Source organism: Actinophytocola sp. (genome assembly GCF_049647105.1).
Lineage (GTDB): Bacteria > Actinomycetota > Actinomycetes > Mycobacteriales > Pseudonocardiaceae > Actinophytocola.
Window position 1 is genome coordinate 1 of record NZ_JBARWZ010000062.1, and the last position, 15,721, is coordinate 15,721.

7 protein-coding genes are annotated in these 15,721 nt (G+C 66.1%); 4 read left to right on the forward strand and 3 right to left on the reverse strand.

What is annotated here, in order from left to right:
• Positions 1 to 431: 431 nt before the first annotated feature.
• From WBA97_RS08180 to WBA97_RS08190, 3 genes are read right to left on the reverse strand one after another with little or no spacing between them, the layout of a single operon-like run.
• On the reverse strand, positions 432 to 752 hold the full coding sequence (locus WBA97_RS08180; protein ID WP_424230111.1) for a hypothetical protein: 321 nt from the start codon (positions 750 to 752) through the stop codon (positions 432 to 434).
• 40 nt (positions 753 to 792) lie between these two features.
• A complete protein-coding gene (locus WBA97_RS08185) occupies positions 793 to 1,938 on the reverse strand; it encodes a putative T7SS-secreted protein (protein ID WP_424230112.1) in 1,146 nt (381 codons plus the stop codon).
• Positions 1,939 to 2,229: a hypothetical protein gene (locus WBA97_RS08190; RefSeq protein WP_424230113.1), complete on the reverse strand. Its 291-nt coding sequence runs from the start codon at positions 2,227 to 2,229 to the stop codon at positions 1,939 to 1,941. It abuts the gene before it with no gap.
• Between the two features lie 965 nt (positions 2,230 to 3,194).
• On the opposite strand from WBA97_RS08190, the gene WBA97_RS08195 reads away from it, so the two are divergent.
• The 4 genes from WBA97_RS08195 to WBA97_RS08210 all read left to right on the forward strand — a co-directional run bounded on the left by WBA97_RS08195 (position 3,195) and on the right by WBA97_RS08210 (position 15,628).
• Positions 3,195 to 7,544, forward strand: coding sequence for a LamG domain-containing protein (locus WBA97_RS08195; protein ID WP_424230114.1), 4,350 nt, complete (start codon positions 3,195 to 3,197; stop codon positions 7,542 to 7,544).
• Between the two features lie 28 nt (positions 7,545 to 7,572).
• The gene (locus tag WBA97_RS08200) at positions 7,573 to 14,328 is read left to right on the forward strand and encodes an RHS repeat-associated core domain-containing protein (protein ID WP_424230115.1); all 6,756 of its coding nucleotides are present in this window, start codon (positions 7,573 to 7,575) and stop codon (positions 14,326 to 14,328) included.
• 3 nt (positions 14,329 to 14,331) lie between these two features.
• On the forward strand, positions 14,332 to 14,934 hold the full coding sequence (locus tag WBA97_RS08205) for a hypothetical protein (protein WP_424230116.1): 603 nt from the start codon (positions 14,332 to 14,334) through the stop codon (positions 14,932 to 14,934).
• Positions 14,935 to 15,241: 307 nt separating this feature from the next.
• Positions 15,242 to 15,628, forward strand: coding sequence for a hypothetical protein (locus WBA97_RS08210; protein WP_424230117.1), 387 nt, complete (start codon positions 15,242 to 15,244; stop codon positions 15,626 to 15,628).
• Positions 15,629 to 15,721: the final 93 nt, after the last annotated feature.

The window sequence follows — 15,721 nt, forward strand, 5'->3', positions numbered from 1 at the left end:
CGACCCCCTGACCAGCCACGACACCACCACCTAGTGACACGCCCCGTCACCGGGCAAACAGTCGTTCCCGCAGCTCAACCACTGTTTTCACCGACCAGTCAGCAACCTGATCTGTGGAACGCAGGTCCGGCTGGTGCTGCCCTTTTCTCCCGTATGCGTCTCAACAATGCGTCCCGCGCCGCCTGACGTGATCCACAGTTCCCGCTCCGCCAGCACCACCTCACTGTCGATGGGCGAGAGCGACCCATCCCTGCTCAGGTGAACGCGCGAGTTGCGATAGCGACCCTGGGAACGGATGTAGTCATAGCGACCTTCCGGTACCCGCATGGGTTGCGCTTCCGCGTTCCTGGCAAGTCGTAGCAGGACGGGTGGCTCAGGCATCACGAGATCAGGATAGCGACGTCGTCCGATGTGCCCCGGTGAATGCGCCTTCAGCCGTCGCTCTCGGCGAGGATGTCGCGGAGGTTGGTGAGCAGGGCTTTGAGGTCGGTGCGGGTGAGGTTGGTGCTGGCGCCGGTGTAGTTGTGCTCGATGGTGACTGTTTCGGCGTCGAGACTTAGGTGGCAGGTGTCGCCGGTGAACCGCCAGGTTTGGTCGTGGCGGACGTGGTGCTCGATCAGGTCGAGCATGGTGTCACTGGTGCCTATCTCGGTCTCGAAGAAGTCGGTGACGGGTGCCAGCGCGGGGGGTGCGGACACCTCCAGCTCGTTGTCGACGACGGCGAAGTGGATCTGGGTCGTCGCCTTGTTCATGAACGTTTCCGCTGTTTCCGCACGCCGCGTGGGTATGCCGTCACGATGTCGCACAGCCTGGGTTCGGCGGCATCGTTTTGAGATCGCCTTGAATCCGCACACCTCGGTATACCCCACGGAACCGGCGTCTAGCCGGATCATAGTTCTTTTCCTTGTTCCGCATGGCGTCGAGGAAAACGTGGCGCACGGCGTAGAGGACCTCGGCGCGCGACCACGAGTCGGGGAAGAACGTGCTCTTCTTCGTCGTGACCGCCAGGGTGCGCGGGCCACGCACCTGGGCAACGTAGACGCCGTGCGTGTCCGGCCCGTCGATGATCTCGACGACGCGCAGCACGCCGCGATCGATGCCGCCTTCACGGTGGTGGTAGCCGGTGTTCACATCTTTGCCCGGTCGGTAGTGGCCTTCGAAGAGGTGCTGGGACAGCCGCGGCGACAGTCGGTTCAGACCGTCCCAGCGCAGCCGTTTGCGGATCTCCGTGATGGCGGATGCCCAGGCCTGGAGGTCGTCACGCGTCGAGGGACCAGCCCATGCCGGGGGCGTCGGCGCGGGCAACACAGTACGTACGACCAGATCGGCGGCCGACGTGGCGGGTTGATCCGGCGGCGTCGGCGGCGACGTCGTGGTGACGGTGGGAAGCGCAGGCGCGGGGGTGGGTATCAACTCGGTAGCGAGCCTGATCGCGGCCGCGGACTCGTTACCCACGGTGTCGAGCATGGCGAGCGCCCGGCGGTAGGTGCTGAGTGCCAGTGCCCGCTGGTCAACACGAACAGGTTCCGGTGCGGGCGCGTCGGTCCCGGTGATGACGCCGGTGATCTCCGCCTGCTGGGCCGCTGTCAGCGCGGGCTTCTCATGCTGCGGCGGGGTGGGCCGCGAATCTTCGTTGTCGTCCAGCGCGGCCACCTCACCGGCCTGCCGCTGCGCCCAGGAGAGGACCGAAGCGTAGGTGTCCAGCGCAACCGCGACGTGGCCATAGGAGTCGGCCATGGCTCGAAAGCGCCTGGGCTGTCGCTCGAACCGCGTCTGAAACGCCTCCGCGGCCCGGCCACGCCAGCCGCCGTCGTCCACCGCACAGAAGCCACTGCCGACCTCCTCGCAGCGGCGGGCCATCCGGTTGTAGGAATCGGCGAGCAGCCAGATCTCGCGCGGGTCACCAGGAACCAGATCCTTGAGGGTCTTCGAACCCATTTACGCAATGCTCCCCAGCCGGCCGGCGCTGTCCTCGTCGGCATCTCGATAGGTCCTGATCGTCTCGGCAAGCCTGCTTCGGATCGACTCCGCCTCCCCAGCCAGCCCCGACACGCCGACCTCCTCCTTGGCGGCAAACTCGTTGACCGCCTTGGCCAGCCGACCATGGCCGAACACGTCGGCACTCGGGACGACACGCTGCGGCTCGGACAACTCCGCGGCAATCCGGCCGACCTGGTCCCGTGCCGCACCAAGCGCGCCAAGATCGACTTCAAACCCGTCCGAACTCACCCAGCCTCCAGCACAGGTCCCTCTCAGTGGCGGACATCCTACCGAAGGTGACCGTCCAGCAGGCCCAGAAATCGCCGACTTTCGGCCACATCCACTTTCCGCACGTCAGGCATCCGCACGCCGCACGGTTCTGACTGAACTGATGAGCGTGACGGGGGGCACAGCGGTGGCCGGTGTCGGGTCGCCGCCGTGGAGCCCCAACGGGCACCCACTGTTTGCGGTGTGCCGTCTGACGGGCATCGAAATCACCCTTGCGTTGGGGCGAGTGAGTCGTCGCGGCCACCGTGTTGTTCGGACGGCCGCTCGATGAAGACCGGACGCTTGAGCCGGACGTGCGGGCCTCATGCGCGTGTCGGTCGTCACGTAACGCTCCGGACTGTGTTCTCAGGTACTGATGTCGACTGTCTGTGGGCGTCTGGCCTCAGTGGATTAGTCCTTTTGGTGTCTTGGCGGGGGGTGTTGTGTGGGCGATTGTTTGTTCGGTTCATTGGGTCGTGTGATGTCGGGGGACATACGCTGGCCTCACTGGGGGTTCGCCGACAATGCGTCGACTTTCGGCGCGCGCGGGATGCTCACGCGCGTGGTTTGTGCTGTGCGGTAACGCTGTGGTGCGCCGTGCCGTGGCGGTGGTCGTGGCTGTGATGGTCGGGTTGTCGTTGGTGACGCCTGCCGTGGCGGAGCCGGTGCCGGACTCGGCGTCGAGTGAGGCCGCGGCGGTTGCGGCTGCTCGGGCGGCGGATGAGCCGGTGCTGGTTGAGTCCGCGACGACAGAGACGACGGAGGTGTGGGCCAACCCGGACGGCACGTTCACCTCGACCAGCTATACGAGGCCGGTGCGGGTGAGGCGATCCGGCGGCTGGACTGATATCGACTCCAGTTTGGACCGTTCGGCGGACGGCGCGATCAGGCCGAAAGCGACGGCCGTTGATCTTGAGTTGTCGGAGGGCGAGCCAGGGGACCCCTTCGTGTCTGTGGGTCTCGGGGAGCTCGAGGTGGGTCTCGGGTGGCTGGGGGAGTTGCCTGCGCCGACGATTTCCGGGGCCACCGCGATCTACGCGGAGGTGTTGTCCGGAGTGGACCTGAGGGTCACCGCCGATGGGACGGGGTTCTCGCAGGTGCTTGTGGTCAAGACGCCGCAGGCCGCTCGTGATCCGCGGCTTCAGCGGGTCACGTTCGCCTCGCATAACCGGGGCGTCACGGTGTCGGCCACTCCGGATGGCCGGCTGGCGGCGACCGATCCGACCGGGCAGGTGGTGTTCACGGGTGACGCGTCGCGCATGTGGGACTCGTCGGGGGACGCCACGGACGCCGATCGGTCGCGCGGGACCGGAGAGGGGCTGCGCACCGCGACGATGGGAGTCGAGGTCACCGGTTCGACGCTGACGATCGTGCCGGATCAGGGGTTCCTGACCGCTTCGAGCACCGTCTATCCGGTCTATCTCGACCCGTCGTACCACTGCACGTCGTGTGTCAAGACCCACCACAATGTGGTGCAGTCGATGTTCCCCACCGCCCACAATTTCGACCGCACCGACGGGGTCTTCGGCGACCTGAAGGCCGGCTTCTGGTGTGAGCCGGGTGACTGCCCGGGCATCAACCGCACGTTCATCAGCTTCAACACCTCCCAGCTGCTCGGCAAGGTTGTCAAGGAGGCGACGATGCACGTCACGGTCGTTCATTCCGCGCAGTGCGGCGGGGCGACCGACACGAGGTTGGCGTTCGTCCGGGCGATGAGTCAGAACACCACGTGGAGCGATCAGCCTGACGTATACCGCTGGTTGGATTCGAAGAACGTGACGAACAACGCCCGGTACTGCCCCAGTGCGGGGGGCATGGAGCTCGTGGCAACGGGCGGAGTCGCGGACGCGGTGACCGCGGGGTTCGGCGAGACGACGTTCATGTTGAGTGGAAGCAGCGAGAGCAACGACTCCTCGTGGCGGCGGTTCGGTCTGAACCCTTATCTGGTCGCGAAGTACAACTCGCGGCCCAACGTGCCGGACCGGATGGGTGTCGATGGGTGGGGCCCGAACGCGGCTGACGCGATCCCGTGTGCCGTTGGCGCCGCACGCCCGTTCGTCGCCAGCAGGACGCCTCAGCTACGGGCGCGGGTGTCCGATCCGGACGGAGGCTCACTGAATGCCGGTTTCCGGGTGTACCGGGGAACGGCGGGTAGTCACACGTGGGACAAGAACGAGACCGTCGACTCCGGTGTTCCGTCCGGTTCGTATGCCGAGATCCGGGTGCCGTCCGGCGTGATGTCCGACGACGCCGTCTACAGCTGGAACCTGTGGGCCTCGGACGGCGAGCGCAGCGCCTGGTCGGGGGTATGTGAGTTCCAGGTGGACACGGTCGTGCCGGGGACGCCGGCCGTGCGGTCGTTGCAGTATCCGGACGGCAGGCCGGCGGGTGGTGTGGGACAGGCGGGCACGTTCACGATCACCGCGAGCACGGCCACGAACGACACTGCCTACTACTTGTACGGGTTCACGGAAGAGGGCGGTGAGCCTGCGACGAAGCTGACGCCGTCGGCGTCGAACGGGTTGGTGACGTTGCCGTTCAACCCGACGTTGTCCGGTTCGCGGACGTTGAGCGTGCGGGCGGTCGACCGGGCGGGCAACCGGTCCGCCGTCGTCGAATATCACGTGATCGTGTCGGATTACCAGGTTGGCGTCTCGGGCAAGGTCGCCCATTGGTCCCTGGAGGACTCGCCGAAGGACAGCGCGGCCGCGAAGGACCTGACCTACCAGGGCCCTCCGTCCGGGGCCGTCTACGGCACCGGCCACCAGGGCCAGGGCGTCGTGCTCGACCCGGACCGCGAGGAGTTCTACGAGGCGAAGGACGCACTCGTCCGCACCGACACCGGCTTCACCGTGTCGGCGTGGGCGAAACTCACCCGGAACGACCACAGCTTCACCGTCGCCGCGCAGGACGGCGACGTGGTGTCCGGCTTCTACCTGGCCTATCACAAGGAACTTGACCGGTGGACGTTCATGATGCCCGACAAGGACCAGGTCGAGGAGGTCCAGTGGTATTACGCGGCCTCCGCGGGTCCGCCGGTGCTGGGTGCGTGGACACACCTCGTCGGCGTGTACGACCCGGCGACGAACAGAGTCCGCCTCTACGTCAACGGCCTCGAAAGTGAGGGCGGGGCCGCGCCAACACCATGGAACGCCACCGGGCGTTTCACTGTCGGCGCGGCCGCGTCCGACGGCAAGCGGATCCAGTACTTTCCCGGTGCGATCGACTCCGTGCGGGCATACCCGCGGGCATTGACCGCCACCGAGGTGACCGCACTGCACGCGGGCACCGCCACGGCGAACCCGACGGTGGAGTACCGGTTCGAGGGCAACCTCGTGAACTCCGGCGCCGACTACGACCTCGTGCCCAAAGGCTCGATGACCTACGGCCCGGGTTACTCCGGGCGGGCCCTGAACAGCGGCCCGACGACTCAGGGGTGGGCGGAGTCGCGGGGGCAGGTGGTGCACACCACGGGCAGCTACTCGGTGGCGGCGTGGGTGAAGCTGGCCGACAAGGCGGCGCACTATCACGTCGCCAGCCAGGACGGTACGCGGATCAGCGGGTTCATCCTGCGGTATGCGCCCGACGTGGACCGGTGGATCTTCGGTATGCCCACTGTGGACAGTGACGCCGACACGGTCCAGTGGGCCATCGGCAAGACCGTGCCCCAGGTCGGGGTGTGGACCCATCTCGCCGCCGTGCACGACGTGACCCAGCACAAGCTGCTCCTGTACGTCAACGGTGTCCTGGAGGCGGAGAAGGATCTGGCCTCGACCATCGACGCCAAAGGGGCGTTCGTGGTCGGTCAGGCGAAGTACCTCGGCGGCCGGACCGGCGTGTTCAAGGGTTCTCTGGACGAGGTCGATGCCTACGACGGCGCGCTGACCGCCCGTGAGGTGGCCGACCTGGCGAACCTGGTGGTGGAGCGGGCCCGCTATCGGCTCGACGAGACCAGCGGTCGTGCCGCCCACGACTCGGTCTCCGGCGCGGACGCCTCGCTCTATGGTGCGAGCGTCACTCTTGGGCAGAACTATGGGGCCGCGTCAGGAAACTTCACCAGCAGCGGCACCGAGCACACCGGCACGGTCAGTGGTGCCGGACCACTCGCCCGGTGGGAGCTGAACGGTGGACTGACCGACGCATCCGGCAACGGCTGGACGCTGACACACCGGAACGCGTCCGGGGCGACCGCGGCCACCTACACCACCGGCCGCCTTGGCCAGGGCGTCGTGCTCAACGGCGTTGACCAGTACCTGACCGCAGCACAGCCACTGGCCGACACCTCGGGCAGCTACTCGGTGTCGGCGTGGGTCAAGCCCGACCGGGCGGACACCCGCTCCTACACCGTGGCCACCCAGAACGGCGCCACCGTCCCGTTCCAGCTGCGATATGCGGGCGACCTGAATCGCTGGGCGTTGACCGTGACCGAACCGGGCGGCCTGAACCCGCGGCACGCGGTGTCGACCTTGCCGCCGTTGCCCGGGCACTGGACGCATCTACTCGGAGTCGTCGATGTGGCGGCGGGCAAGGCCAGGTTGTACGTGAACGGTCACCTCGAAGGCGAGGCCTCGTACACCACGGCATGGGTGTCGACCGGGTACCTCACGTTCGGGCGGGCGATCAAGAACGGCGTCGGTGCGGAGTTCTTCCCTGGTGCGCTCGACGAGGTCCGGCTGTATGGCCGGGCACTGACCGCGGGCGATGCGAACGGCCTGTGGAACCTTGGCAGCGACATCACCGTGCCCAGGCCAACCGAGTTCCGCACCGACCGGTCGTTCACCGTCGCAGGCTGGGTCCGGCCCGCCGCCTACGACACCGCCGCCCGGATGGCGTTTTCCCTTGGCGCGGACAGGTATTCACCGCTGACCATCGCCTACCGCCCGGAGTGGCGGCGCTGGGTGGTCGAGGCGGTGGTCGGCGCCGAGGCGGGAGACAGCCGCCAGTTCATCCGTGTGCTCAGCGACAACGAGGCGAGCAGCTACGCCGACACGAACGGCTGGGTGCATCTCGCCGCCGTCTACGACGGGCCCGCGAAACAGCTGCGGTTGTATGTCAACGGGGTGCGGCAGTCCACGGTTCCGACCAGCACGACGACGTGGGCCAAGGATCCCAACGCCGGCTCCGGCCTGTCCATGTGGGACAGCGGACGCGATCTGCAGATCGGTCGGCTCACCTACTACGGCGTCCCGTCCAACCACTGGAACGGCGCGATCCGGGACGTCCGCGTCTTCTCCGGTGTGTTGCCGGATGCCTGCGACAACGCACCAATCTGTCTGCTCCAGCTGCCCTGGCAGTAACGACCTTCGCGGAACTGAGGGGATTGTCATGCGACTGCCCAGACCTGTGGTACGAGCCGTCACCATCGTGTGGGTTGTGGCCCTGTCGGCGTCGATCGTCCAGGGCGCGGCCGCCGAGCCCAGGCCCGAGCCGGACCGGGCACCCGCGGCGCAACAGGAGCGTCGGGTGCCGATGCACCCGATCGAGGTGCCGCCCACGGATCGTGGCGGGATGCCGAAGCCCGGCCCGTCCACACCAGTGCGGTGGCCTGCCGCCGCGAAGTCCGAAGTGGACCTTCCGGCGGCGACCGCGCGGCGCGGAGTGGAGTACCAGCGGGCAGGCGACCTGCCGGTGCGGGTCGGGCGCGCGGGCGAGACTGCCACCACGGCGGCGGCGCCCGCGGCGGTCACGGTCGAAACGTTCGGCCAGGCGGCCGCAAAGAAGGCGAACGTGCCCGGCACGCTCCTGCGGGTTACTGGCGCGGCTGGCGGCAAGGTGTCGGTCGAGGTCGACTACGCCGGATTCGGGCAAGCCTATGGCGGTGACTACGGGTCGCGTCTGTACCTGGCGCGGTACCCGGCATGCGTGCTCACCACGCCGGAGCGGGCGGAATGCCTCGATGCGACACCGTTGCCCTCCACCAACCACGCGGGCAACCGCACGGTGAGCGCCGAGATCACCATGGCCCCGGCGGGCAAGACCGACGCCGGGACGGTCCTGGCGGTACAGGCGGGCGACGCCGGTTCCGGCGGCACATACGCCGCGACCGACCTGGCGCCGTCCGGTTCCTGGACGGCGGGCGGGTCCAGCGGTGACTTCACCTACTCGGTCCCACTGTCCATGCCGCCCGTGCCGGGTGGGCTGGCGCCACAGGTGTCGTTCGGCTATGCCTCGGGCAGCCTTGACGGCCGGACCTCGTCGACGAACAGCCAGGCGTCCTGGGTCGGCGACGGCTGGGACCTGTCGGCGGGCGGGTTCATCGAGCGCACTTACACCTCGTGTGCCGATGACGAGGACGGCAACCAGGGGGACTTGCAGACCGGTGACCTGTGCTGGAAGAACGAGCGTTACCGGGTTTCCATCGCCGGCATCTCCGGCAAGCTCGTCAAGGACGGCGACGGGTGGCGCCCGGAACGAGACGACGGCTCCCGGCTCGAGAAGCTGGCGGACACCGCGACCGGCAACGGGGACGACAACGGCGAGTACTGGAAGATCACCTCACCCGACGGCACGCAGTACTTCCTCGGCCGCAATCGCCTCCCCGGGTGGACGAGCGGCAAGGCCGAGACCCAGTCGGTGTTTACCGTGCCGGTGTACGGCAACCACGCCGGCGAGCCGTGCTACAAGCCCGCGTTCGCGGACTCCGCCTGCACACAGGCCTACCGATGGAACGTCGACCTGGTGATCGACCCGCTCGACAACGCCATGTCGTACTACTACGACAAGGAGTTCAACTACTACAAGCGTGGCGGGGTCCAGGGCGTCAACACCCAGTACGTGGCGGCGGGCAAGCTGGCGCGCGTCGAGTACGGCCTGCGCTCCGACGCCCTGTACGCCACCGCACCGGCCCGTGTCGTGTTCCAGCCCGCCGCCCGCTGCACTGCCGGGGACACCACGTGCGACGTGCCGACCGACCGCATCTGCAACTCCGGCGAAGACTGCACCAGCCGGTACTCGCCCGCGTTCTTCTCCCGGTCGAAGCTCGTCAAGGCGGCGACGCAGGCCTACACCAGCGGCGAACACCGCAACGTCGACTCGTGGACACTGCGCCACACCCTGCCGCCGACCGGCGACGGGGAACCGAGAGCCCTGTGGCTGGCCGGGATCACCCGCACCGGACACGTCGGCGGGACCGCGAGCCTGCCCGAGATCCGGTTCAGCGGCCTGCCGATGGACAACAGGGTGGACACGGTCGACACCCTGCTGCCGCTCACCCGGTACCGGATCACCCGGATCGACGGGGTGGCGGGCGCGGTCACCGAGGTGACCTACGCCGAGCACGAGTGTTCCCGGACCGGCACCATGCCCAATCGCGAGACGAACACGCTGCGCTGCTATCCGACCTGGTGGACCCCGCAGGGCGCCCAGGACCCGATCGAGGACTGGTTCCACAAGTACGTGGTCACGGACGTGGTCGAGGACTCCCGCACCGGAGGGCCGTCGCTGTCGAAGACGCACTACGACTACCTCGACGGCGGGGCCTGGCACTACGACGACAACATCGACGGGGAGGCCAAGGACCGCACCTGGTCGGAGTGGCGTGGCTATGGCCGGGTCCGCACCACCGTTGGCGACGCGAACGAGCCGAGGACCGTGTCCGAGACGCGGTATCTGCGTGGCATGGACGGCGACCACCGGTCGGCCGGGCCGCATGACGAGTGGGTCACCGACGGCGACGGCGGCCGGATCGAGGACATCCCGGCGCTGGAGGGTTTCACCCTGGAGACGCTGCTGTACAGCAACGGGCACGTGGTCTCGGCGGACGTCAACACACCGAACGTGATTCAGACGGCCAGCGACGGCACGTTCACGGCGAACATCGTCGGCACGAAGGCGGTCGTCGCGCGGACGCTGCAAGAGAACGGCACCTGGCGCAAGACCCGCTCGACCACGACGTTCACCGGCGAGGGCTTACCGCTGACGGTGAACGAGGACGGCGACATCGCTGTCACCGGCGACGAGGCGTGCACCGAGGCGACCTACGCGCGTAACGAGAGCGACTGGATGCTCAACTACGCCTCGAAGGTGCACGCGATCGCCAAACCGTGCAGTGCGTTGCCGGGAACCGCCGACGACGTGGTGTCGGACGTGACATCCGCGTTCGACGGCCAGGACGTCGGGCAGGCACCGACCAAGGGCGTGCCGACCGCCACCAACCGCTGGACCGGCGGGACGGCCTACCAGAAAGTCTCCGGCGAGGTCACCGACGCCTACGGGCGGACCACCCAGTCCACCGACATCGACGGCAAGACGACCATCACCACCTACACCCCGGCGACCGGTAACCCCACGACGGTCACCACCAAGAACCGGGTCGGCTGGACCAGCACGTCCACATTGGACCCGATCCGTGGTCTGCCGGTGACCGAGGTCGGGGTCAACCGGGAACGCTCCGACCTGGAGTACGACCCGCTGGGCCGCCTGGTCCGGGTGTGGGCGCCGGGCTGGTCCAAGGCGGACTACCCGACCAAGCCAACGACCGAGTACTCCTACGAGTACCGGCTCGACGCGCCGACCGTGGTGACCACGAAGACACTGAAGGAGGACGAGACCTACGCGGTCTCCTACGACCTCTACGACGGGCTGTTGCGGCTGCGCCAGTCGCAGACCCCGGCTTCCGGCGGCGGCCGGATCGTCAGCGACGTCTTCTACAACTCCCGCGGCCTGCAGGCGAAGGTCAACGGCGGCTACTTCAACCCGAACGCGCCGTCGAAGGACCTGAGTGGGGCGTTCGACAACGAGGTGCCCAACCAGACGGTCACCGTGTTCGACGACCTCGGCCGTCCGCTCGAGACGATCTTCAAGCGCCTGGACGTCGAGGTGTCGCGCACGAAGACGCGCTACGCCGGTGACACCACCTACACGACTCCTCCGGAGGGTGACACCCCGACCGCGGTGTTCAAGGATGCGCTTGGCCGGATCGTCGAGCGCCGCCAGTACCACGCCCGCAGCGCCGACGGTGTCTACCCGGCCAACGCGCCGTACGACGCGATGACCTACCGCTACAACGCCAAGGGACTGCCGGACCGGGTCACGGACGCGCAGGGCAACCAGTGGCGGTACGAGTACGACCAGCTCGGCCGCAAGAAGGTCGCCGTCGACCCCGACCGCGGCAGAACCACGTTCGGCTACAACGCGGTCGACCAGCTCGAGTCCACGACGGACGCGCGTGACGAGAAGCTGGTGTACACCTATGACGACCTCGGCAGGGCCACCGCTCTGTACGACGGGGTGGTCGGCGACGACACCAAGCTCGCCACGTGGACCTACGACACGCTGCGCAAGGGCCTGCCGACCTCGGCCACCCGGTACGTCGGCGGGCACGAATACACGCAGAAGGTGGACCAGTACGACAACCTGGGGCGGCCCACGTCGGTCTCGGTGGTGATCCCGCCTGTCGAGGGCAAACTCGCCGGCACCTACTCCTACCGCACGAGCTACTCGTCGGTCACCGGACAGCTGCGGTCGGAGACGCTGCCGAAGGTCGGTGAGCTGGCGCAGGAGACCGTGGTCCACGAGTACGACCAGGACGGCCTGCCGCTGAAGTCCCACGGTCAGAACACCTACGCATCGGAGCACCTGTACTCCCCGTACGGCGAGTCGTTGCGGGTCACGCTGGGGGCCAGTCCGAACAAGGTGTGGGTGAACGCCACCTATGAGGAGGGCACGCGGAGACTGGCGAACTTCGAGATCCGCCGCGACAAGACCGTCCAGCCGCAGGTTGCCAACCGGACCTTCGGCTACGACCAGGCGGGCAACATCACCAAGATCGACAACCGGCCGGAGAACGGGAAGGCCGATGTCCAGTGCTTCGATTACGACTCGCTGCGCCGGATGACCTCGGCGTGGACGCCGGGCAGCGGTGACTGCACGCAGGCCAAGTCGGTGGCGACCCTCGGTGGCGCCGCCTCGTACTGGCACGACTTCACGTTCGACAAGATCGGCAACCGCAAAACCCAGGTGCAGCACACGGCGTCCGGTGATGTCACCGAGACCTACACGGTCCCGGCGTCCGGCGCGACCGCGGTCCAGCCGCACACGGTCAGCTCGGTCACCAGGACCGGCCCGACGGGGAACTCGCTGGACGAGTTCACCTACGACCCGGCGGGCAACGTCAAGACCCGCACCATCGGCGGTGATACCCAGACCCTGGACTGGTCCCCGGAAGGCCGGGTGTCGGGGGTGACCGAGGCCGACGGGACGAAGTCGGAGTACTTGTATGACGCGGGCGGCAACCGTCTGCTCAAGAAGGAGCCGCACGCCACCACGCTGTACCTGCCCGGGCAGGAGCTGGTGCTGACCAAGAGCACGGCGACCCTGGCCGGAAAGCGGTACTACTCACACGGCGGCTCCGTCGTGGCGATGCGGACCACCGTGGCCGGGCTGACCTACGTGCTCACCGACCACCACGGCACCGACGAGGTGTCGATCACCGCGTCGAATCTGTACGTGTCGCGCCGGTACATGGATCCCTTCGGTGAGCGGCGTGGTACCGCGCCGAGTTTCTGGCCGGATGACAAGGGATTCGTCGGTGGTGTCAACGATGCCACCGGGCTGGTTTCGATCGGCGCCCGCGAGTACGACCCAGTCACCGGCCGGTTCGTCAGTGCCGACCCGATCCTCGATTTCGGTGACCCCCAACAGGTCCACGGCTACGCCTATGCGAACAACGCGCCTGCGACCTCCAGCGACCCGTCCGGTCTGTTCCACATCGTCGACCAAGAAGGGCGCTATCGGTCCAACGGCCGTGACTGGACGCCGGCAAAAGACCAGAATATGAAGAACTACTACAACGGCAATAAAGCCATTGACCGGACGGTCGACACCGCAAAGACCAATGCTTGCGCCGAGATGGGGCTCTCCAGCGGTGACTGTGGGCGGATGCAGGCGGATGCCCAGTCGAACAGGGGTTTCTGGGATGTCATTAAGGAGGAGTTGCCCGATATCATCGGGGACCTGACTGGTTTCAATGATCTGCGTGATTGTTTCACGAAGTTCAACCTGGTGGCTTGTGCTGGGGTCATTCCGTGGGCGCGGGTGCTCAAGCTGCTCAAGTCGGCGGGTCGGGTGTTCAATGCGGTTCGTAAGGCGCTCAAGTGGGAAGATCGGGTAAGTGCTGCTCGTGCGTTGATGACCAGGTGGAGTGACAGGGTCAACGATCTGGTCCGCAAGGGTATGGACAAGCTCAACGACCTGCTCCCGACCAAGGCGCCGTCGTGTGTGAAACACAGTTTCCCGCCGGGCACGAGGGTGCTGTTGGCCGATGGGTCGAGCAAACCGATCGAGCGGGTCGAACTCGGTGACGCCGTGCTGGCGTCTGACCAGGGGGCGGGCCGGGTCGTGGCTCGGAAGGTGGTCGTGACCTGGGTGCATGACGATGAACCGGAACGCACCGAGGTAACTGTCGATACCGACGGCGCCGCGGGTGACGAGACGGCGACGCTGACCGGCACGGACTGGCACCCGGTGTGGGAACCAAAGCTTCGGGCATGGGTGCCGTTGGCCAACCTGCAGGCCGGTTCGTGGTTGCAAACCTCGTCTGGCAGCTGGGTGCAGGCCACAGCAGTCCGCAAGTACCACGGCACCGGCAAGGTCCACGACCTCACCGTCGAAGGTGCCCACACCTACCATGTTCTGGCGGGCACCACACCGGTGCTTGTTCACAACTGCGGTGATGGTGTGTTTCACAACGGAGATCCCGATGAGCTTCCGCTCGAGCAGATGGCCGCTGACTTCAACGGGGTGTCTCCGATCTCGGCCGGCTCGCCAGAGTTCGGGAAGGCCATCGCAGACGGTGGAGACTACCTGTGGACGGTGGGCCAGGGAGGAAATCTGAATATGGTCCGTGCCATGGGTGGCATCCACCACACGATCGCGAGCGGTGGTTCTCCCGTTGTCGGCGCCGGCCAGGTCACCTTCGAAGTAGGCGGCAAAGTGAGAAGCTTCGACAACCATACCGGTCACTACACACCAAAATGTGCGCAGTGTGCTGCTTCGTCTATCGATCAAGGAAGCGATGCGTTTGCCCGAGCCGATATCAGGGTGCCGTTGTCCGCAATCAAGAACTATTTCGGAAGAATGTGAGAAATGGATATTGATCTTGACCTTCGTGAAATGCGATCGATACCCGCAGAGCGGCGCTCCGATTGGATGATGCGTCGGTTTTCGGATCGTGTTCCACCGTTGTGGTGTCGAGCAGTGTTCGTGGTTCTGGAAGACAATCTAAATTCTTTCCGTGCGATGCCTGCGGGTCAGCGCAGTGAGGAATTTGCGTTTGCTGCGGAGTTTGTCTCGACGATCGTCGATGTCGGTGGTATCAAGCCTGGGATGGGAGGAAGGTGGATGCTCGGACTGGCTTACCTCGCTCTTCGGTTCGATCCGCCGATACCAGACATGCCGGTGGTTCTCTCGCCGGACGGCGCTGCTGAATGGGCGCTACGTCATATCTCCTTCACGCGTGAGCAAGCGATTGCCGAGGCGGAGGCTCGCAGAGAGTGGCATCGCAGCGGTGATGAGGTTTTCTACGTGCCTGGAAGTGGAATGTCGCTGACAGGAAAAGAGGCGATGTTCGCGGAGTTGTTGGATGTCGAATTTGCCCTTGGTGGTCTTGAATGGATCTCCGCGTATGTCCAGCGAGAAGAGATCGCTCGCGAGGTCCGTGACTGGCTGGAAATTCGAGGCGAATTGTAGCGTTGAGTTGATCCGCGAGGGGTTCGGGAAAGCTCGATGACCTACTCCCGATCGAGGTTCCGTTGATCTCGCGCCGCAAGCGCTGGAGATCGTTCTCGAGGTGGCATCAGGGTGCCGCTGGTCGCAATCATCGGCTATTTCGGAAGAATGCCAAATGGATATTGATCTTGACCTTCGTGAAATGCGATCGCTACCCGCAGGTCAGCGAGCCGAATGGATAATGCGCCGTATTCCGGATCACACTCTGCCGTTGTGGTGTCGGCTAGCATATGACACTTTGCGAGGCAACCTGAATAGTTTTCGTCCGATGCCTGTGGGGCAGCGCAGGGCGGAATTTGTATTTGGTGCGGAGTTTGTCCCGACGGTTGTCGATGTCGGTGGTATCAGGCCCGGTCTGGGAGGAAGGTGGATGCTTGGAATGGCTTACCTCGCTCTTCGGTTCGATCCGCCGATACCAGATCTGCCGGAAGTTCTCTCGCCTGACGGCGCTGCTGAATGGGCGCTACGTCATATCTCCCTCACGCGTGAACAAGCCATTGCCGAGGTGAAGGCCCGCAGAGAGTGGCTTTACAGCGATGATGTGATCTACTACGAGCCTGGAAGTGGAATGACGCTGACCGGAGACGAGCCGATATTCGCGGAGCTGCTGGATGTCGAGTACAGGGGAACGTCAAAGTCTGTGATCTTGGTGTGAAGTCCGGTGTGGACGCGCTCGGTGTGTCGTCCGGACATGGGTGATGGCCTCCGCCCTGGGATGATCAAGGTTCCTACGCCGCGATCGTCACAG

Excerpts from the sequence above, each read along its gene's own strand:
- WBA97_RS08210 (WP_424230117.1), top strand. The coding sequence starts at position 15,242 with ATGCCTGTGGGGCAGCGCAGGGCGGAATTTGTATTTGGTGCGGAGTTT.
- WBA97_RS08200 (WP_424230115.1), top strand. The coding sequence starts at position 7,573 with ATGCGACTGCCCAGACCTGTGGTACGAGCCGTCACCATCGTGTGGGTT.
- WBA97_RS08180 (WP_424230111.1), bottom strand. The coding sequence starts at position 752 with ATGAACAAGGCGACGACCCAGATCCACTTCGCCGTCGTCGACAACGAG.
- WBA97_RS08185 (WP_424230112.1), bottom strand. The coding sequence starts at position 1,938 with ATGGGTTCGAAGACCCTCAAGGATCTGGTTCCTGGTGACCCGCGCGAG.
- WBA97_RS08205 (WP_424230116.1), top strand. The coding sequence starts at position 14,332 with ATGGATATTGATCTTGACCTTCGTGAAATGCGATCGATACCCGCAGAG.